Source organism: Myxococcus sp. MxC21-1 (assembly GCF_032612255.1).
Classification (GTDB): Bacteria; Myxococcota; Myxococcia; order Myxococcales; family Myxococcaceae; genus Myxococcus; species Myxococcus virescens.
This window is the reverse complement of the sequence record NZ_CP123278.1, coordinates 3,228,694-3,247,744: the sequence shown is the minus strand read 5'-3', so window position 1 is coordinate 3,247,744 and position 19,051 is coordinate 3,228,694. Positions and strand designations below refer to the sequence as shown.

13 protein-coding genes and 1 pseudogene are annotated in these 19,051 nt (G+C 70.3%); 10 read left to right on the top strand and 4 right to left on the bottom strand.

Annotation, left to right across the window (positions count from 1 at the left end; genetic code table 11):
• Window positions 1-129 precede the first annotated feature (129 nt).
• The 4 genes from QEG98_RS15055 to QEG98_RS15040 all read left to right on the top strand — a co-directional run bounded on the left by QEG98_RS15055 (window position 130) and on the right by QEG98_RS15040 (window position 4,104).
• A complete protein-coding gene (locus QEG98_RS15055) occupies window positions 130-1,434 on the top strand; it encodes an alpha/beta hydrolase family protein (RefSeq protein WP_316567176.1) in 1,305 nt (434 codons plus the stop codon).
• A 9-nt stretch (window positions 1,435-1,443) separates the two neighbouring features.
• The gene (locus QEG98_RS15050) at window positions 1,444-2,505 is read left to right on the top strand and encodes a BamA/TamA family outer membrane protein (protein WP_316567175.1); all 1,062 of its coding nucleotides are present in this window, start codon (window positions 1,444-1,446) and stop codon (window positions 2,503-2,505) included.
• 48 nt (window positions 2,506-2,553) lie between these two features.
• Window positions 2,554-2,892, top strand: coding sequence for a hypothetical protein (locus QEG98_RS15045; protein WP_316567174.1), 339 nt, complete (start codon window positions 2,554-2,556; stop codon window positions 2,890-2,892).
• A 78-nt stretch (window positions 2,893-2,970) separates the two neighbouring features.
• Window positions 2,971-4,104, top strand: coding sequence for a hypothetical protein (locus QEG98_RS15040; protein WP_316567173.1), 1,134 nt, complete (start codon window positions 2,971-2,973; stop codon window positions 4,102-4,104).
• A gap of 6 nt (window positions 4,105-4,110) precedes the next feature.
• Here the strand turns inward: QEG98_RS15040 and QEG98_RS15035 are convergent, their stop codons facing one another.
• Both QEG98_RS15035 and QEG98_RS15030 read right to left on the bottom strand, forming a co-directional pair.
• The gene (locus QEG98_RS15035) at window positions 4,111-5,169 is read right to left on the bottom strand and encodes a hypothetical protein (protein ID WP_316567172.1); all 1,059 of its coding nucleotides are present in this window, start codon (window positions 5,167-5,169) and stop codon (window positions 4,111-4,113) included.
• Between the two features lie 181 nt (window positions 5,170-5,350).
• Window positions 5,351-7,018 carry a HEAT repeat domain-containing protein gene (locus QEG98_RS15030; RefSeq protein WP_316567171.1) on the bottom strand — a complete coding sequence of 556 codons (1,668 nt, stop codon included), beginning with the start codon at window positions 7,016-7,018 and terminating at the stop codon, window positions 5,351-5,353.
• A gap of 123 nt (window positions 7,019-7,141) precedes the next feature.
• Between QEG98_RS15030 and QEG98_RS15025 the strand changes: the two genes are divergently transcribed.
• Window positions 7,142-8,401 carry a P1 family peptidase gene (locus QEG98_RS15025; RefSeq protein ID WP_316567170.1) on the top strand — a complete coding sequence of 420 codons (1,260 nt, stop codon included), beginning with the start codon at window positions 7,142-7,144 and terminating at the stop codon, window positions 8,399-8,401.
• Window positions 8,402-8,413: 12 nt separating this feature from the next.
• Here the strand turns inward: QEG98_RS15025 and QEG98_RS15020 are convergent, their stop codons facing one another.
• Together QEG98_RS15020 and QEG98_RS15015 are read right to left on the bottom strand one after the other, a co-directional pair.
• Window positions 8,414-10,234 (bottom strand): DUF885 domain-containing protein, encoded by a 1,821-nt coding sequence (locus QEG98_RS15020; RefSeq protein ID WP_316567169.1) that lies wholly within the window; start codon window positions 10,232-10,234, stop codon window positions 8,414-8,416.
• On the bottom strand, window positions 10,231-13,182 hold the full coding sequence (locus tag QEG98_RS15015; protein WP_316567168.1) for a DEAD/DEAH box helicase: 2,952 nt from the start codon (window positions 13,180-13,182) through the stop codon (window positions 10,231-10,233). Before QEG98_RS15015 ends, QEG98_RS15020 begins: the two co-directional genes overlap by 4 nt.
• Window positions 13,183-13,575: 393 nt before the next feature.
• Between QEG98_RS15015 and QEG98_RS15010 the strand changes: the two genes are divergently transcribed.
• The 5 genes and pseudogenes from QEG98_RS15010 to QEG98_RS14990 all read left to right on the top strand — a co-directional run.
• The gene (locus QEG98_RS15010; protein ID WP_316567167.1) at window positions 13,576-16,899 is read left to right on the top strand and encodes a type 2 lanthipeptide synthetase LanM family protein; all 3,324 of its coding nucleotides are present in this window, start codon (window positions 13,576-13,578) and stop codon (window positions 16,897-16,899) included.
• Window positions 16,896-17,111 (top strand): mersacidin/lichenicidin family type 2 lantibiotic, encoded by a 216-nt coding sequence (locus QEG98_RS15005; RefSeq protein WP_011552917.1) that lies wholly within the window; start codon window positions 16,896-16,898, stop codon window positions 17,109-17,111. The genes QEG98_RS15010 and QEG98_RS15005 overlap by 4 nt, the downstream gene beginning before the upstream one ends.
• Window positions 17,112-17,141: 30 nt before the next feature.
• A complete protein-coding gene (locus QEG98_RS15000; RefSeq protein ID WP_090495580.1) occupies window positions 17,142-17,351 on the top strand; it encodes a mersacidin/lichenicidin family type 2 lantibiotic in 210 nt (69 codons plus the stop codon).
• Window positions 17,352-17,419: 68 nt separating this feature from the next.
• Window positions 17,420-17,635, top strand: coding sequence for a hypothetical protein (locus tag QEG98_RS14995; RefSeq protein WP_011552915.1), 216 nt, complete (start codon window positions 17,420-17,422; stop codon window positions 17,633-17,635).
• Window positions 17,632-18,903: pseudogene (locus QEG98_RS14990) on the top strand (cysteine peptidase family C39 domain-containing protein); the annotation flags it as partial. The gene QEG98_RS14995 and the pseudogene QEG98_RS14990, both read left to right, overlap by 4 nt.
• Window positions 18,904-19,051: the final 148 nt, after the last annotated feature.

Genomic DNA, 19,051 nt, shown 5'->3' with positions numbered 1-19,051 from the left:
GACGCTTGACAGGCGCGGGCAACTTTAAATCTATTGATTCAATCAAACGATTAACCCAGGAGATTGAATCCCATGGTCAAGCCCGAAGGCGAACCTACCGCAGGAAGACCCTCTCGACGAGACGTGCTGATGGGAGCGGGGCTGTTTGCTGGCGGCGCGGCGGCGGCGCTGGGGCTGCGGAGCGCGCTGGCACCGGTGTCCAAGGACGTGCAGGGCATCAACCCCCGAAGCGACGCCTGGTACGACATCCGCCTCACGGGGGACGGGCTGATGGACAACCAGGTGCTCTGGTTCCTCAGCCATGCCACCCACGGCCAGAGCGACGTGGGGGACGTGCTGGAGACGGCCAGCCGCATCCAGCCCGGGGACGAGCGCAGCTGGTTCGAGGCGTGGACCCAGACGGCGCGGCGGGTCCACGGCCACGCCCAGAACGCCGAGTCCAGGGGTCACCTGCTGAGCGCCGGCCAGGCCTACGCGCGCGCGGCGAACTACTACCGCGCGGCGACGATGCACTACACGGACCTGGAGGACCCGCGGACGCTCGAGGTGACGCGGCAGGCGGCCACCACCTTCGAGAAGTCGAACGGGCTGCTCGGCTACGACGTGCAGCCGCTGGCCATCCCCTACGAGGGCACCACGCTGGCGGCGTACTTCGTGCGCTCGCCGCACGCGAAGCCCAGCGCGCCCGTCATCCTCCTCCACCAGGGGCTGCATGCCTGGCCGGAGGAGACGAAGTGGGTCTGGGAAGGCGCGGCCCGGCGCGGCTACCACGTGCTCATGTTCCACGGCCCGGGCCAGGGCCGCTCGCTGCGGGAACACCGGCTGAGCTTCCGGCCGGATTGGGAGAAGGCCGTCAGCCCCGTGGTGGACGCGGCCGAGCGCATCAGCGGGGTGGACCCTCGCCGCATCTTCCTCATGGGCCTGTCATTCGGCGGCGCACTTGCGCCTCGGGCTGCGGCGTTCGAGCCTCGCATCGCCCTGTGCATCGCCAACCCCGGCGTCCTCAGTTGGTGGGAGTCCACCAGCTCGCACTTCAACCGCTTCCTCCCGGGCTCGCTGGCACTGCTGAAGTCACACCCGGAGCAGTTCGACCAGGCGATTACCGCGCTCGCGGACCGGTGGCCCACCGCCCAGTACTGGCTGCGTGACGTGTATTGGAAGCATGGCGCACGGTCGCCGTCGGAGCTCTTCCGCAAGCTGGAAGAGTTCACCAACGAGGCCATCGTCGACCGCATCCGCTGCCCGGTGCTCATCATGGAGGGCGAGGCGGAGGATGCCTCGCCGGGCCAATCCCAGAAGCTCTACGACGCGCTCCGGGGCCCCAAGCACCTGATGATGTTCACCCACGAAGAGGCCGCGCCCCTGCACTGCCAGGCGGCGTCCACGGCGCTGGCCGAAGCGCGCCTGTTCGACTGGCTCGACGAAAACGTCTGAGGCCCCGCCATGACACCGCTCCTCACGGCCGTCCTCGGCGTCCTGCTCGTGGCCACTCCCGAGGAAGCACCGGAGGGGCGCTTCAGCGTCGTCCCCTTCGTGCTGCCCGCCTACCAGCCGGAGACGAGCTTCCTCCTGGGCGGCGCGGCATCGCTCATCTATCAGCCCCCGGCGTCGCGAGGCGGCAGGGAGTCCCAGGTGATGCTGGCCGCCGCCGCGAGCACCCGTGGCCAGTTCACCCTCCTCCTCCAGCCAGACGTGAATCTGCTCGACGACCGGCTGAACCTCACGGCCACCGCCAGTGCGGCGCGCTTCCCGGACCGCTTCTTCGGCATGGGCGCACGCACGCGGGCAGAGGACGAGGAGGACTTCACCCCCATCTTCTTCGAGCTTGAACTGAGTCCGAAGTGGCGCATCGCCCCCCGCCTCTATTTCGGCCCCACCGTGCGCTATCAACACGCTCGCTTCACCTATGTCGCGGAGGACGGGGCGGTGCGGCGCATGACGGGGGCCGAGGGCGGTTCGACGGTTCAATTCGGGCTCACCGCCCTTTATGACTCACGGGACAACACGCTCAATCCGGTGACAGGCCTGGTGGCGCGGCTCAACCTGCGCCGGGCCCGGGACGCGTGGAGCTCCGACTACGCTTTCGATGTGCTGCGGCTGGATGTCCGGCGCTACCTCACACTTCCGTGGGGACAGCGGCACGTTCTCGCGATGCAGGGACTCGTCGACCTGCGCGACGGTGAACCGCCCTTCTATGACACGGGACGGTTGGGAGGGATGGAGTTGAGCCGAGGCTACCTGGAGGGGCGCTTCCGCGAGCGCCAGCACCTGGGCGCGCAGGTTGAGTACCGCGCGCCCCTCTTCTGGCGACTGGGCGGCGTGGCCTTCGTCTCCGCGGCGACGGTGGCACGCAGCCCACGCGACTTCGACATGCGTGACATCAAACCCGCGGCTGGCGCAGGGCTGCGCTTCGCGCCCATGACAGACGTTCCCGTCAATATCCGGCTCGATATCGCCTACGGAAGCGAACCCAGCTTCTATTTGAACGTGGGCGAGGCTTTCTAGACTGGGAAAGCAGCCAACCTTCACCGTCCCGTGAGTTAGAAGTCGGCCATGCGCGCGCCCCTGTTGTCCCTCCTTGCCCTGCTCACCCTCGTGCGCTGCTCTGACGCCCCCTCCGACGGTCCGGGGGAGGATGCGCCCGTGGAGCGGGCCCCCAAAGCCATCCCACTGGACGGCGACCCCAACGGGCTGTTCTGGGACGCCGAGAGCGAAACGCTCTACATCGCCGACGACCAGCACCACCGCCTCCTCAAATACCGGGACGGTGAAGGCGTGTCCCTGGCTGTCGCGCCGCCGGACGCGCCGCCCAACAGCACCCACCTGGGTGAGGACCCGGGCCGGCGCAGCTCCTGGCTCGCCCTGGCCCGAGCCACCGTGAGCGTGCCCTGAGCATTTCGACTTCGCCCTGGGCCCAGGGGGCGTGCCCAGGGCCTGCCGATGCACCTCCCTCCGCCCTCGGAGCACACCATGGTCCGCACCGAACGCGTCGCTCGTCGTGTCTTCTCCAGGCTGAACCTGGCCCTGCTGCTCACAGGCGCCCTCGCGGGCTGCGGGGGCCCCCTGGAGCCGGCCCCGTCCGCGCTCGAACCCGAGGGCGCGCTGGACACCCAGGCCCAGGCGCTGACGTATCCCAGCGGCAGCAGCCAGACGGTGGTGTCCCGCCGTGTCGTCTACAGGAACGGCTCGGGGGCCTATCAAGCGGCGGCGGGGTTCGAGCACTTCCGCGCGGCGGGCGCTCTGGACATCGCGCTCCACAACATCCGCATCGCGGAGGTGGACGCGCCTGCCATTCGCGAGGCCCTGGTCCTCATGTCCGCGGGCCAGAAGATTTCGAGCAGCGGCCACTCCAGCGGCGTCACCGGGCAGGCCTCCAACTGGGATGCGTCCTGTGACAGCGTCTCCTGTCCCAACGTGAGCCTGGACGGCCGTTCGCTGGCCATGAAGCTGCGCGCCCTGGGTTGGTTTCCCAGCGGGAAGACGTACCTGTCCGTCGTCAACGACGCCAACTTCGACCACCTGTTCGACAGCGACACGAAGCAGCGCATCGTGAATGGCTTCTCGAACTGGCTCCAGGCGCAGGTCCGTCCGGAGACGCGCGCCATCTACCTGGCGGGCAGCTCTCGCGGTGGCTGCTTGATGATGCGCATGGCGCAAGCGCTCCGCGCGAACACGGCGCTCGACGGCATCGACATCTACGTGTCGTCATTCGACGGCGTGTGCCGCAACAGCCAGGGTGAGCTGGGGACCTTCGACAGCAAGATCAACAACCCCGTGCGGCCCTGGGGCACCTTCTATGGCGCGTGGGCCACGAACCTGACGGCCCAGTTCCCCCGCCGCGACAGGCTCCACATCTTCCACGTGGTGGGAGGCCAGGAGGTCGCGCCCGCCACGGGCATCCGCGCCTTCTCCGGCTACGCGGGCAGCACCCCGCCTTCGACGGGCACGAACCTCGACTGGGGTTGGTACAAGCAGACCTGGGTGAAGTGGCAGCACAAGGAGATTGGCAATCCCTACACGGACCCCAGCGCGTCGGACCAGGCGCAGGCGGTGGCGGAGACGGTCGACGCGCACCTGACGTGGCTCGACGCGCGCCTGCCCTGACGCGGCTCAAGGAAACCCGGGCGGCCGACCTTCCTCGGCCGCCCGCAGTCGCGCGCCGGGGTTGAGTTCAAAGGCGAGCCCGAACTGCCACAGTGCCACGGGCTCCAGGAACAGGATGTTGTAGTAGTCCTGTCCCTTCACGTACCGCGCGAAGGCGCCGAAGCCCGCGCCCCACCGGGGGTAGACGCCGAACTCAGCCTGCCACGTGGCCCGCTGCGAGGGCGACTCCCCGAAGGGCTGCGACACGGACACTTCCAACGGGAAGCGGTGGTTGCTCCACGTGCGCTGGCCCATGACGCCGGCCGCCCAGTGTCCGTCACCGTAGACGACCCGCTGGGCGTGGGTGATGCGGCCAGGGCCAATGGATGTATTCAGCTCGAAGGCGGCGAACCCGCCCACCAACCACGCGTTGCGCAGGTCCGGCTCCACGTCGAAAGCCAGCCGGCTGTGGAACTCCATGCGGAAGAGGTTCGTCGTGAAGCTGCCGGACACCTCGTTCAGCGGCAGCTGCCCTTCCGACGGCGTGCACCTGGATTCGCCGCGCGTCTGGTTGCTGTAGAAGCACCCGGACTCCCCATTCGAGTAGTGCGCCACGATGACGTTGAGCCCGAGCGCCAATCCCCGCACCGCCGCGCCCTCTGCCCGAGGCTTCGCCAGCGGTCGCAAGTGCGCCACCTGGAGTGTCGCCTTCGCGATGAAGGACGGCGGGATGGCGGGGTCGCTCGCCGTGTCCACGATGCGCAACTGCACCGCCGGGGTGATGATGAGCGACAGGAAATACTCACCGCCGGGCCGCGTGAAGTCTCCGTGATGGAGCTGTGGCAGAAAGAGGTTGGGCGCCACCTGCGCCTCGAAGATGAGCTTCTCCGGGGAGTTCGGCGCCCCCTGGCGGCGGATGCGGTTGGGGGAGTCGAGGATGTAGCTGCGGTCCAGGAAGAGTGGGACCGGCGCGTCGTATTCCACGTGCCACCCGTCCGCGCGGACGACGCCCGCCAGCAGGACACACGCCCCCCACAGCAGGGCGGCCCACCACCGCTGGACTCCGCCCCCTGCCCTCCACGCCATGGACGCCCCCATGATTCACGGGGCCGGACCTCAGGCCTGTGGCCAACGGGTTGTCACCTGCCCCCGTGGACCGCACGCGCGCTCGGGGGCATTCACATGCGTCAGCGTCAGGCGCGCACACACTTCCCGGCCCGGCGGGCTCACGGCCACTGCACACCCGCGGACAGCCGGACGCGTGAAGTCAGGGCGAGCCGGGGATGCGCCAGCCGTCCGCGCGCAGCGCCTTGCGCAGCCGTGGCGTGTCCGTCACGGGGTCCCAGGCTCCACAGGCCCAGGGCAGCACCTCGTCCACGATGGCACGATGGACCTCGCGTGCCGACGCATGCGGGCTGAGCGGCTCCGGAGACTCCTCGCTGGCGCCCAGCGCGAAGGTGATGACCGACCGGCGGCTCAGCGCCCGGCACGCGGCATGGACGCACGCGCCCAGGGGGTCCTCTTCAGATGGGCGCGGGGCGACGGGCGCGGACGGCCGGGGGACACACCCGCAGGCGTAGTTCACCGCCCAGGCGGCGGAGAAGGCATCCGGCGCGCAGAACTGGCTGGGGGTGAAATTTCCCACCTCGGCCACCTGCGCCGCGTGCTCCTCCGAGGGCTCGCAGAGCCAACGGTCCAAGGCCATGACGGCGCGGCGTGACCAGTCGTTGTTCGGGTCCTGGGACTCCCACAGCCACAGCACACGCCTCGCGGCGGCGAGCGCCACGCGCACCTCCACCTCCGTTCCGAAGGCGGCCAGGGACTCGAGCCACGGGCGCAGCGCCAGGGACGGCTCCTCGGCGCGCTCGACGGGCCACGCCACGTCCGTCAAGAGCGCGGCGCAGAGCGGCTCCTGGAAACGGTCCGTCCTCAAGGGCGGCGCTTGCTGTCGCAGCACCGCGCGCGTGATGTCGTCCATGACGGCGTCCACATAGGGTGCCAGGACCTCGACGGACCGGAGCGCGTCGAGCGGCGCCAGCGCCTCCGCGCCCCGGACGCCCAGCCGGGCGATGAACAACAGGGCTCGCTTCCCATCTTCGAGCCGTCGGGTCTCACCGAGCGGGCCCCGCCAGGAAGGCGGAGGCGGCCCGTCTTCTTGCCGGCGCGACCTCGCGCTACTCGCCACTTCGAGCAGTCTTGGAATCGCTCGGGCCGGCGCCAGCAGCGACAGCACGCGCAGGGCCTCGTTCCGATTCTCATCGTCCACGATGGCCTGCTCCTCCAGCGCGGTGAGGACCTCTTCGTCGCGCGGAAAGCGAGCGAGGACATGGAGCCCCTCCCGGCGCACCGCGCGGTGGGCATCCCCGAGCAGCGAGAGCGCGGCGACGCGAACCTCCTCCGGCAACGGGTCCTGCATCGCCGCCAGCACCTGCGCCGCGTGCTGCCGCGTCGGCGCGTCACCCCGCTCCCTGAGACACGGCAGGACGGCGCGCAGGGCCATGGGGGTGGCGCGTGGGCGCATGCGCGTCAGCACCGCCAACGCCATTCGCCGGACCCGCGCCACGGGCTGGCGGAGCACGTCGAGGAGCGCCGGAATCGCACAGGTGGGGAGCGGGTCGATGGTGCCCAGCGCCGCGACGCACTGCCCGAGCATGTTGCGCGTGGCTTGCCAGGAAGCCTCCTGGTCCGCTCGCGCCAGGGCCTCCATGAGCGCGGGCACCGCCGCGAGCCCCGCCTGGCACACGCGGTCATGTGCATCCCTGCCGTCGAACCAGCGGATGCGGTCTCCGGCGAGCGCGGCAATCCACTCGCGCACCGTCTTTCCTTCCACCTGGTAGCCAGAACGAACCAGCGCGGCATCCAGCCGCCGCAGCGAGGCGAGGTCATCCGGCCGCGCCTTGCGCCACAACGCATCAAGGTCTTCGTGTTCGGCCATGTGCAGCCCGACAGCCTCCCGACGGTGAGGGGACTCAGGGAGATACTGGCAGGGAGACAACGGTCATGGCCAGACAGGACGACCCGTTGGGGGCCCGAAGCGGTCGCGATATGACGCCACGCCATGAACCCATTCCGTCTCCCTTTGCGCCTGGGCGTCGTGTCCTGTCTGTTGCTGGGGTCCCTTCCAGCGGAAGCGCAGTCCACCCAGACGAGGCCCCGCGCCCGCGACCTGGGCATCACCTTCGGCGGCCAATCCGGCCCGAACAACGCCATCACCGACGTGTCCGGCGTGGAGGTGGGCCACACGACGCTGATTTCGGGTGACACCCGCGGCCCGCGCGGCAAGGGCGCGGTGCGCACCGGCGTCACCGCCGTGCTGCCTCGCGGCAAGAACGGTGTGTCCGAGGACGTCTTCGCCGCCATCTACGCCCTCAACGGCAATGGCGAGATGACGGGCTCCCACTGGCTCACCGAGTCCGGCCAGCTCGCCGGTCCCGTCATGCTCACCAACACCAATGACGTGGGCACCGTGCGCGACTCCGTCATCTCCTGGGCGATGAAGCGAGGGCTGGAGTGGGAGCTGGGGCTGCCCATCGTCGCGGAGACGTGGGATGGCCTGCTGAATGACATCTACGGCTTCCACGTGAAGGCCACGCACGCCCACCGCGCGCTCGACAGCGCCAGGAGCGGTCCCGTCGCGGAGGGCTCGGTGGGCGGCGGCACGGGGATGGTGTGCCACAGCTTCAAGGCCGGCATCGGCACGGCATCGCGCAAGCTGCCCGAGTCGGAGGGCGGCTACACCGTGGGCGTGCTGTTGCAGTGCAACTACGGCGCGCGCCACCTCTTCACCGTGGAGGGCGTGCCGGTGGGCGAGGAGATCAACGACCTGCGCCCCTGCTACACCGGGCCCAAGAAGCCGAGCCCCGGCATGTTCAAGGACGTGCCGCCCTGCTCGGCGTCGCGCGGCGATACCCAGCCTCGAACGCCCGAGGGCGCCGGCTCCATCATCGTGGTGGTGGCGACAGACGCACCGCTGCTGCCGCATCAACTGGAGCGACTGGCGAAGCGCGTGCCGCTGGGCATCGGGAAGATGGGCGGCCTGGGGGCCAACTCCTCCGGCGACATCTTCGTGGCCTTCTCCACGCAGCGCCTGAAGCCGCCCGCGGGGACGGCCGTGGCCAGCGTGTCAGCGCTCGACAACGAGCGGATGACGCCGCTCTTCGAGGCCACCATCCAGGCCACGCAGGAGGCCATCCTCAACTCGATGCTGGCCTCCGACACGATGACGGGCGCGGAGGGCAGCCGCGTCTTCGGACTGCCCCAGGAACGGCTCATCCAGGTGATGAAGAAGTACGGCCGGCTGGCCCCTCCCGCGCCGTGACGCCGCGCCGCCTCAGTCCGCGCGCTGAGGCGTGGGCGCGGCGGCCCCACGCTGCCGCGCCTGGACCCAGGCCTGCACCCGCGCCTCGAGGATGTCCAGCGGCAGGGAGCCGTCGAGCAGCACGACGTCGTGGAACTCGCGCACGTCGAAGCCCGGGCCCAGGGCCTGCTCCGCGCGTGTGCGCATCTCGCGAATCTTGAGCTGCCCGACCTTGTACGCCAGCGCCTGCCCCGGCCAGGCGATGTAACGGTCAATCTCGTTGGTGGTGTCCAGCTCCTGGCGCGGCGAGTTCTCCATGAAGAAGTCGAGCGCCTGCTGCCGCGTCCACTTCTTCACGTGCATGCCGGTGTCGACGACGAGCCGCACCGCGCGCCACATGTCGTAGGCCAGCTGGCCGAACTTGTCGTACGGGCTGGTGTACAGGCCCAGCTCGTCGCCCAGCGTCTCGCAGTAGAGCGCCCAGCCTTCGCCATAGGCCACGTAGTAGCCGTAGCGGCGGAACTCGGGCAGGCCGGGTTGCTCGGCGGCCAGGGCCGTCTGCAGATGGTGACCGGGCACGGCTTCATGCAGCGTGAGCGGCACCATCTCCCACAGGGGGCGCGTCTCTGGCCGGTACAGGTTCACCAGGTACGTGCCCGGCCGCGAGCCATCCGACGCCCCTGGGTAATAGAAGCCGGTGGTCGCGTCCGGAGCCATGGCCTCCGGCGTCGGCTCCACGCCATAGGGCTGCCGGGGCAGCGTCTTGAACAGCCGCACCAGCGACGGGTCGATGCGCTTGGACAAGGCCCGGTAGCGCATCAGCAGCTCGTCCCCGTCCCGCGCATAGAAGCGCGCATCCGTCCGCAGGAAGCGGAAGAACTCCGCCAGCGTGCCCTTGAAGCCCGTCTGCGCCTTCACCGCCTCCATCTCCGCGCGCAGGCGCTGGACCTCGGCCAGGCCGAGCGCGTGAATCTCCTCCGCGCCCAGGCCGGTGGTGGTGAACTTGCGCGCGAGGAAGGCATACAGCTCCGCGCCGTCGGGCAGTTGCCAGATGCCCACCGCCTCCGTGCCCTTCGGGACGTACTCCTCGGTGAGGAACTGGTGGAAGCGCTTCAGCGCGGGGAGCACGCCCTGCGAAATCGCCGCGCGGCCCGCCGCGGACAGGCGTTGCTGCTCCGCGGAGGCAATGCCCTTGGGGAAGCGGCGGAACGGCGCGAAGAAGCCGCTGTCCGCCGGGTCCGCCACGAGCTGCTTCGCCACCTGCGGCGGAATCCGCTGGAGGACGACCTGGGGGTGGATGCGCTTCTCACGCAGCCCCTCGCGCAGCAGCGCCAGCACCTGGTCCACGTAGGTGCCGAAGCCCTGGAGCCGGGCCACCCAGTCCTCGTAGTCCTTCACCGTCTCGAAGCGCAGGTTGTCCGCGAGCTGGTAGGCCGTCTGCACACCCGGCGGCTGTTTGATGCCCTCCGGGATGCCGCCCATGTGGTTCACCGGCATCAGGTACGTCTTGAAGCGGTGCTCCTCCACCCACGTCTCGTAGTCGCGGCGGAACAGGTCGTAGTTGAGCTGGTCCGCCGCGGAGAGCGCCTTGCGGTCCACCGTCTTCAGCTTCGCGAGCACCTGGAGGTTGTGCTGGTGGTCCGCCTCGATGGCCTCGAGGCTCAGGTCATCCCAGCGGCCGTTCCAGCGCCGGTCGCCCTGCACCGACGCGTACGTCGGGCTGTGCTCCAACTGGTACTGCCACTCCTGCTGGATGAGCGCATGCAGCGTGGCGGCGGCCTGGGGCCGGGCGTCGGCGGATTCGGGAAGCATCGTGAGGAACCCCACTGCGAAAAGAAGGACTGCGCGCGTCATGAGAAGAGTTCGAGCAGGTCTTCCCGGGTGATGGCCGTCGCGGCGGCGGCTTCGCTCAGGGCCGCCTCGAAGATGGCCCGCTTCTTCTCCTGGAGCCCCAGGATGCGCTCCTCCACGGTGCCCTGGGACACGAGCCGGTACACCATCACCGTGCGCTCCTGGCCAATGCGGTGGGCGCGGTCCGCGGCCTGCGCCTCCGCCGCCGGGTTCCACCACGGGTCCACCAGGAAGACGTGGTCCGCCGCCGTGAGGTTGAGGCCCGTGCCGCCCGCCTTGAGGGACATGAGCAGCACCGGCTCGCCCTCCTGGGACTGGAAGCGCTCGGTGACTTCGCCGCGGTTGGCCGTGGTTCCATCCAGCCGGCCGAAGCCGATGCCCGCCGCCTTCAGGCGCGGCTCGATGAGGTCCAGCAGCGACGTCCACTGCGAGAAGACGAGCGCCTTGTGGCCTTCCGAGACGGCCGTCTCCAGCGCGTCCACCAGCGTCTCCACCTTGGATGACGTGTTCGCCCGCTGGCCCGGAACGAGCGCGGGGTGACACGCGGCCTGACGCAGCCGCAGCAGGGCCTCCAGCGCCTTGAGCACGCTGCCGCCCTCGTTCAGCAGCGCCACCACTTCCTTGCGCGTGGCCGCCATCACCGCGTCGTAGACGGAGCGCTCACGCTCATCCATCTGCACGTGCATGACGGACTCGATGCGCGGCGGCAGCTCGGGCGCGACGTCCCGCTTCAGCCGCCGGAGCACGAAGGGGCGGATGCGGCGCCGCAGCCCCTCGGCCGCGTCCTGCCGGCCCTCGGAGATGGGCCGCGAAATCTTCTCCTCGAAGTGCTTGCGCCCCCCGAGCAGGCCCGGGTTGGTGAAGTGCATGAGGCTCCACAGCTCCTCCAGCCGGTTCTCCAGCGGCGTGCCGCTGAGCGCGAGCCGGAAGTTCGCCTTGAGCCCGAAGGCCGCGCGCGCCACCTGGCTGTCCGGATTCTTGATGGCCTGCGCCTCGTCCAGCACCAGCGAGTCCCACGTCTTCGCGCCGAGCACCGCCGCGTCCAGGCGCATGATGGCGTAGGTGGTGAGCGTCACTTCGGCGGACGGCTCCAGCGCGCGGCCGGGCCCGTGGTACACGCACACCTTGAGCGACGGGCGGAAGCGCTTCAGCTCCGCGGCCCAGTTGGGCAGCACGCTGGTGGGGCACACCACGAGCGACCCGGGCCCCAGGGCGCAAATCGTCTGGAGCGTCTTCCCCAGACCCATGTCGTCCGCCAGGATGCCGCCCAGCCCCGCGCCGCGCAGGAAGCCCAGCCAGCTGACGCCCTGGAGCTGGTACTGGCGCAGCGTGGCGTTGAGCTCCGCGGGCAGCTCGGGCGGGGGCAGCTTCTCGAAGCCGGAGATGAGCGGCGCCAGCCGGTCCAGGCCCGGCGGAGGCGGCTGCTCCAGCGTCTCGCACAGCGCGGTGAGCTCCGGCAGCGCGTGGTTGGAGACCTTCCCATCCTCCTGCCGCGCGTTGAGCAGGTCCGCCACGCGCTGACCGTGCTTGTCCAGCCAGGCCCGGGGCAGCGGCGCCCAGCCACCACCGTCCAGCGGCACCAGCCCCAGCCCCTCCGTCCACGCCCGGATGACGGCGGCGGCGTCCACGTCCTTGACCTCGCCCTTGGCTCCCTCGACCTGAAAGGAGAGCTGGAAGCGCACGTCGGGGACGCCCTGCCCCGTGACGCTGGACTCCAGGTGGAGCGACGGGCGCAGCTTGACGTCGGGGCTCACCAGCCCCGCCGCGTCACCGGCGAGGTCGCCACGCCAACGCCGCAGCTTGTCCGCCCAGCGCACCATCTCCGAGCCCTGCACCGTCAGCCGGCGGCCGGGCACCAGGTTCAGCTCGTCGCGCAGCTGGTGGATGAGGCGCTGCTCGGCGGCCTCGTCGCGCAGCGGCACCGCGCCGCGCAGGTACACCATGCGCCCGTTGTCGATGCGCACCACCGGCGGCGCGCCGTAGACGAGCGTGGGCAGCACGGACAGGCCGGCGTCGAGCTGGTTCAGCTCCAGCAGGATGCGCGGCTTCAGCTCGCGGTCCAGGCGCGGCAGCCGCTTGCTGCGGACCTCCACCGGCAGGCGGCGGCCCAGCTCGGGCATGATTTTGGAGGTCAGGTCCCCCAGGTGGTCCGCCGAGTACGTGCGGACGATGGGCAGGTGCTGCAACCAGGGGCCGGACATGGACGTCTCGCCCAGGCGGACCAGCGTATCGCTCGCGAGCGCCACCCCGGGGCTGACCACCTCCTGGACGCGCGGGTCCTTGCTCACCGTCACCACAATCTGGCCGCTGCGGTCCTCCACCACCGCGCGTGGCAGCACCTGCTCGTCGGACACCGCCACCGGGCGCCCGTCGAGCAGCACGTTGCGCGCCGACTCCAGCACCTTGAGCACCGCCTCCAGCGTCTCCGGCGCCAGGGTGCCACGGGTGCGCCGCTGCTCCAGGATGCGGTCGGCCAGCAGGTCCGCGTTCTCCACCTGGAGCTTCGCGGCCTCCGCGGGCCGGGCCATCAACGACGTCAGGCTGCCCTCCAGCGGCGTCTCCGTGCCGTCCACCTGGACGATGGAGCGGCGCAGCTCCAGGCCGCCGTCCACGCGGGTGAAGTGGTAGACGACGCGGGCCCACCGGGTGGCCGCCGTCTCCATGGGCGCGTCCTGCTTCTCCGCCTGCTGGATGGAGATGGCCGCCGCCACCACGTGCTCGCAGGGGTCCACCTGACTGGGGCAGTCGCACTCCCAGGCGTCGTCGTTCGGGTACAGGACCACCGTGAGGGCGACCGGGCGCCCCTTGGCGCGGACCCTCAGCTCCAGCTCGCCCCCTTTCTGGGACTGGAGCACCACGGCTCCGGAGCGGGCGAGGTTCACGCCGTTGGACCAGATTCCCGGCTTGGCTTCCTTCCGGACGGTTTCGAGCAGTTGGGCGGTGGCGGACATGGGGCGTTGCTTCCCTACGCCCCGAGAATGCATCGCGCAACGGCCATGAGCGCGCACCGTCGCGTGGCAGGCGGCCTCCCCCTGCCCCGGCTCAGGCGAAATCCCCCGCCTGGACGCGGCGGATGATGGGCCCGCGCTCCGGAAGCTGTGGGCCAGCACGTGGAGCCCTGCCTGGGAAAACTTCAACGCCAGCGGCCCACCGCCCGCGCCACTGCCGATGATGAGCGCGTCGTACAAATCACTCCCACCGTCCCGCTTGGATTGCATGCCAGCCGAACACGGGCGCCCAGCATTGACAGGCAAAGATGAAATGACTTACCTGTATCACAGTCATCTCCCTGCTACTCCAACGAAGCCAGCTCACCGGGTTTTGCCCAGGAAACGAGAGGACGCGTGGAAATCACGCAGAGGCAGGACGAGGCGATGCCGGGAGCCAACACTCCGTCCCGGTTCGCACGCTGGGCACGGGCCACCACACTCACCGAGCGGGCCGAATTCACTCTCAAATCCAATACGACGCAACAAGACACATCCGCTGCGGCGCGCAAGCGATTGGATGCATGGCGTCAGCAGGAGCCCTTCGGACAGGCGGACTGGTGGCAGCGCAGACTGCAATCGTCGGGGCTGACCGAGGCGGAGCTGCTCACGCTGCTGGAGGTACCCACCGAGGCGCCTTGGACCCCGCCTGCTGAAGTCCCCGGCTGGGTGCAGGTGCTGGAGCACACCTACGCGGAGCCCTCGCACGCGCCCGTCCCCTGGCCCGAGCGCACGGAGGGCCCGGACCGCTCGGCCTTCCTGCCGCTGGTGGAGCCGCTGGTGTCGCGCGCCGTGACGCAGCTCACCGCCGCGCTGAAGCCCATGAAGCACGCCGCGCCTGGAATCGACCTGGAGCCGAGCGTCGTCGTCTCCACGATGCTGGACCACCTGCCCCAGGTGCTGGCACCGGTCCTGGGCCGTGCCATGGTGGTGGAGCTGCATGCCGCCCAGTTGGAGGGCCTGCTCGAGGGAGACACCCCGGAGGCGCGCTTCCAGGACTTCACGAGACGGCTGCGCCACCCGCAGGTCGCCCTGGACATCCTGGAGCGATACCCGGTGCTGGCCCGCTGCGTCGTCCTGCGCATCGCGGAGTGGGAGTCCAACTGTCTGGGGCTGATGAAGCGGTTGACGCGGGACGCGCCCCTGCTCTGGCAGCGGTTCAACGCGGGCCAGTCTCCCGGCGCGCTGGTGGAGGCCCGCGGCGGCTTCTCCGACCCGCACCGGGGCGGCCAGGGCGTCTTCATCCTCCGCTTCGAGTCCGGGCTGCGGATTGTCTACAAGCCGCGCTCACTGGGAGCAGAGGCCGGGCTCCAGCAGCTCCTCACGTGGCTCAACGCGCGCGGCGCCACGCCCACGATGAAGGGCGCGGAGGCGCTGGACCGAGGTGAGTACGGGTGGATGGAGTACGTGGACCCCGCGCCGTGCGCATCAGCGGAGGAGGTCCGGCGCTTCTACGAACGCCAGGGCGCCTACGTCGCGCTGATGCACGCGCTGGACGGCACGGACCTGCACTTCGAGAACCTCATCGCCGCCGGTGAGCACCCGGTGCTGGTGGACGTGGAGACGCTCTTCCACCCGCTGTCGGGCACGCGCACGCTTCGAGACTCCGAGCACGCGGTGGAGGCGCCACCGGTGTCGGTGCTCCGCAGCGGGCTGCTGCCGCAGCAGTTCTGGGGCACGCGCAAGAAGGCCGGTGTGGACCTGAGCGGGCTGAGCGCTCGGGCAGGTCAGCTCACGCCGCAGGCCTACTTGATGACGACGGAGCGAGGAACGGACCGGATGCGCTTCGAGCGGCGGCCGGTGGAGCTGCCCGGGTCCAACAACCTGCCGCGCCTGGAGGGCGAAACCGCGCCCGTGCTGGACTACCGCGACGCGCTGGCCGACGGCTTCACCCGCATGTACGGCCTGCTGCTGGAGCACCGCGAGGCGCTGCTCGCCGAGGACGGGCCGCTGGCCGCCTTCGCGCACGTGCCCATGCGCGTCCTCTTCCGCAACACGGCGGTGTACGGCGCGCTCCTCTTCGAGAGCTACCACCCGCACGCGCTGACCGATGGGCTCGAGCGCCAACGCTTCTTCGACCACCTGTGGCGCGTCGTGGTGCCTGCCCCGGACTTCGCGGCGCTCGTGCCCCTGGAGACGGAGCAGCTGGAGCGGGGAGACCTGCCGTACTTCACCGCGCGCGCCGACTCGAAGGACCTGGAGGCGGGCTCGGGCCAGCGCCTGCCTGACTTCTTCCAGGAGACGGGCATGGCGCGCGTGCGCCGCCGGCTGGAGGGCCTGTCGCCAGAGGACCAGACGCGGCAGCGCTGGGTGCTGGAGCGCTCGCTGGATGTCCTGCTGCTGAGCTCGCAGACGGTGGCGCGTCCGACGTATCCCTTCCGGGAGCACACCCAGCCCGGCCTCCGCGATGCGTTGCTCGCGGAAGCACGCCGCGCGGGCGAACGGCTGCTGCCATTGGCCTTCGAGCGCCGCGACGAAGCGCATTGGCTTGGCCTGGATGCGGGAGACGGCGGCTGGCGGCTCGGTTCTCCGGGGCCGGACGTGTTCCAGGGGCGCGCGGGCATCGCGCTCGCGCTGGGCTACCTGGGGGACGTCACGCAAGACGCGCGCTTCACGCGGCTGGCGCGGGCCACGCTGCGCACCCAGGCGCGCCTCCTGGCGGAGGAGCCCGCCAGCGTGGTGGGGCTGGGCATCCTCAATGGCTGGGGCGGCATCCTCTACGCGCTGACGCACCTGGGCGTGCTGTGGAAGGACGATGCGCTCCTGGACGAGGCCGCGGGTTACGTACGGCGGCTGCGGCCCCTGGTGGAGAAGGACACGGTGCTGGACGTGGGCGCGGGCGCCGCGGGCTGCCTCCTGGCGCTGCTGGTGCTCGGTGAGCACCGCCCGTCAGACACGTTATGGGCCACGGTGGACGCCTGCGGCCGGCGGCTGCTGGAGACGTCCACGCCCCAGGCCCGAGGCGCGGCCTGGCTCTGCGAAGCCGCCGGAAACCGTTACCTCGCGGGCATGGCGCACGGAGCCGCCGGCATCAGCCTGGCGCTGCTGCGGCTGTTCGCGCGGACGGGCGATACGCGCCTGCGTGACGCCGCGGTGGCGGGCATGGAGTACGAGCGCGGGCTCTACACGCCCGAGGAGCGCAACTGGCCCGACCTGCGCGCGGGCGCGAAGGAGCTGGCGGCGGCGGCCGAGGGGACGGAACACTTCCTCTGGGCATGGTGCACCGGCGCCCCCGGTATCGGCCTGGCGCGACTGTCTGGGCTGCCCTTCGTGGACGACGCAGCGGTGCGCGAGGAGATTGCCATCGCGCTGGACTCCACGTTGGCGAGGGGCTTCGGCCGCAACCACGGTCTGTGCCACGGAGACCTGGGCAACGCGGACTTCCTGTTGGAAGCGGCGGCCACGCTCGGGGACTCGAAGCTCCAGGAGCGCACGAACGCGGTGGCGGGCGGCATCCTGCGCGGAATCTCCGAGCACGGCTACCTCTTCGGCCTGCAAGGCAGCACGGAGACGCCGGGCATGATGGTGGGCCTGGCGGGCATCGCCTACGGACTGGCGCGGCTGGCCATGCCGGAGCGGTTGCCCTCGCTCCTGACGGTCGCGCCTCCACGAATCGTCCGAGGTGAAGGGCTGGGCACCCCGGATGGCCGTCCCTCCAGCCGCAACCAGGAGCTGTCATGAGCCAGAAGAAGGACCACATCCTCCGTGCGTGGCGTGACCCCGAGTACTTCAACAGCCTGTCGTCGGAGGAGCGCGCGGCCCTGCCCGCCAACCCCGCCGCCGAGCTGGAGTTGGGGGACGACCTCCTGGAGGTCATCACCGGCGGCGACTTCTGCCTGCCCGGCCAGTCCAGCGCCCAGTGCACGCCGTGCCCGCCGCGGCACTGTCTCTGATTCGTCCCCCTTTCCTGTCCAGGAGCAGTCATGAGCAAGAAGCAACACATCCTCCGTGCGTGGCGTGACCCCGAGTACTTCAACAGCCTGTCGTCAGAGGAGCGCGCGGCCCTGCCCGCCAACCCCGCCGCCGAGCTGGAATTGAGCGACGAGGTCCTGGAGAGCATCTCGGGTGCGGACAGCTGCGAGCAGTTCGGCAGCTACTACTGCACGCCGTGCCCGCCCTACGTGTGCATGTAGCGAAGGCCCAGGGGGGCTGGTTCAGTCCCGGGCCAGTCCCCCACTCCATGCGCTAACGTCCCCCCGCGATGCAGCCACCCACCGACGGCCGCCCCTCCATCTTCCGCAAGGAAGCCCTGGCGCACTACCAGCGCGTCGTGCAGGACGAAGGTGACCTGCTGCGCATCGGTGGACAGTGGACGCGGTGGACGTTCGCGCTCCTGTTCGTCTTCGGCCTCGCGCTGGCGATGGGTGTCCTGGCGTGGCCGGCGCTCATTGCGCCAGAAGGAAACGTGCCGCCATGACGGCCGAGGCGCCGCAGCAGCCCCAGCGCCGGTGGAGGCTCGGCCTGCGCAAGCGCGTGCCCGAAGTGCGGCAGATGACGATGACGGACTGTGGCGCCGCCTGTCTGGCCATGGTGCTGGCCTACCACGGCCGCCACATGGGCCTGGACGCGGTGCGCGACGTGACAGGCCCCGGACGTGACGGCGCCAGTGCGAAGGCGCTGAAGGCCGCCGCCCAGAAGCTGGGCCTGCGCGTGCGCGCCATCTCCGTGGACCTGGACCGGCTGCCCTTCCTGCCTCCGGCCACCATCCTCCACTGGCGCTTCACGCACTACGTCGTCTTCGAGCGCCTGGGCCGCGGCTGGGTCGAGGTGGTGGACCCCGACCAGGGCCGCCGCCGCGTCTCCATGGAGCAGTTCAGCCAGTGCTTCACCGGCGTGGCCCTGCTGCTGGAGCCGTCCGAGAACTTCCAGCCGGGCCACACGCGGCGCGGGCCCTACCGCTACCTGGTGCCCCTGGTGAAGCGGCAGGCCGGCACGCTGGTGAAGGTGCTCGCGCTGTCCGCCGTGCTCCAGGTGCTGACGCTGGCGGTGCCGCTGCTCACTGGCATGGTGGTGGACCGCGTGGTTCCGCGGCAGGACTACTCGCTGATGGGCGTGCTGTCCGCGGCGCTCGCGGGCGTGTTGCTCTTCGAACTGCTCACCTCGGTGGTGCGAGGCCAGCTCCTGGTGGAGCTGCGCACGCGCCTGGACTCGCAGATGACGCAGGGGCTGCTGGACCACCTGGTGAGCCTGGCCTACCCGTTCTTCCAGCTCCGGCCCGCGGGCGACCTGCTGACGCGGCTGGGCTCGCAGCAGGCCATCCGCGAGCTGCTCTCCACCGGCCTGCTGTCCAGCGCGCTCGACGGTGCGCTGGTGCTCCTCTACCTGGGCCTGCTGCTGGTGGCGGATGCGTCGCTGGGGCTGCTGGTGGTGGGGCTGGGCCTGTTGCAGGTGCTGGTGTTCGCGCTGCCCCGGGCCCGACAACGCAGCCACCTGTCGCGCAGCCTGGACATGGGCGTGCGCAGCCAGAGCTACCTGATGGCCATGCTGTCCGGCATGCAGACGCTCAAGGCCTTCGGAGTGGAGGACCGCATGGTAGGCAGCTACGCCAACCTCTACGTGGACCTGCTCAACGTGGAGTTGGAGCGAGGCCGCCTCTCCGCGTGGCTGGACGCGCTGACGGGCACGCTGCGCCGCGTGTCCCCCCTGGTGTTGCTGTGCGTGGGCGCGTGGCGCGTGCTGGACGGCGCGATGTCCCTGGGACAGATGCTGAGCATCAACGCGCTGGCCACCGCGCTGCTGGTGCCCCTGTCCAACCTGCTGGGCACCGGCGGGCAGCTCCAGTTCCTGAGCACGTACCTGGAGCGCATCAACGACGTGCTGGACACGCCCCCGA

Excerpts from the sequence above, each read along its gene's own strand:
- QEG98_RS15030 (WP_316567171.1), bottom strand. The coding sequence starts at position 7,018 with ATGGCCGAACACGAAGACCTTGATGCGTTGTGGCGCAAGGCGCGGCCG.
- QEG98_RS15025 (WP_316567170.1), top strand. The coding sequence starts at position 7,142 with ATGAACCCATTCCGTCTCCCTTTGCGCCTGGGCGTCGTGTCCTGTCTG.
- QEG98_RS14995 (WP_011552915.1), top strand. The coding sequence starts at position 17,420 with ATGCAGCCACCCACCGACGGCCGCCCCTCCATCTTCCGCAAGGAAGCC.
- QEG98_RS15005 (WP_011552917.1), top strand. The coding sequence starts at position 16,896 with ATGAGCCAGAAGAAGGACCACATCCTCCGTGCGTGGCGTGACCCCGAG.
- QEG98_RS15020 (WP_316567169.1), bottom strand. The coding sequence starts at position 10,234 with ATGACGCGCGCAGTCCTTCTTTTCGCAGTGGGGTTCCTCACGATGCTT.
- QEG98_RS15055 (WP_316567176.1), top strand. The coding sequence starts at position 130 with ATGGGAGCGGGGCTGTTTGCTGGCGGCGCGGCGGCGGCGCTGGGGCTG.
- QEG98_RS15000 (WP_090495580.1), top strand. The coding sequence starts at position 17,142 with ATGAGCAAGAAGCAACACATCCTCCGTGCGTGGCGTGACCCCGAGTAC.
- QEG98_RS15050 (WP_316567175.1), top strand. The coding sequence starts at position 1,444 with ATGACACCGCTCCTCACGGCCGTCCTCGGCGTCCTGCTCGTGGCCACT.
- QEG98_RS15015 (WP_316567168.1), bottom strand. The coding sequence starts at position 13,182 with ATGTCCGCCACCGCCCAACTGCTCGAAACCGTCCGGAAGGAAGCCAAG.
- QEG98_RS15035 (WP_316567172.1), bottom strand. The coding sequence starts at position 5,169 with ATGGCGTGGAGGGCAGGGGGCGGAGTCCAGCGGTGGTGGGCCGCCCTG.
- QEG98_RS15045 (WP_316567174.1), top strand. The coding sequence starts at position 2,554 with ATGCGCGCGCCCCTGTTGTCCCTCCTTGCCCTGCTCACCCTCGTGCGC.
- QEG98_RS15040 (WP_316567173.1), top strand. The coding sequence starts at position 2,971 with ATGGTCCGCACCGAACGCGTCGCTCGTCGTGTCTTCTCCAGGCTGAAC.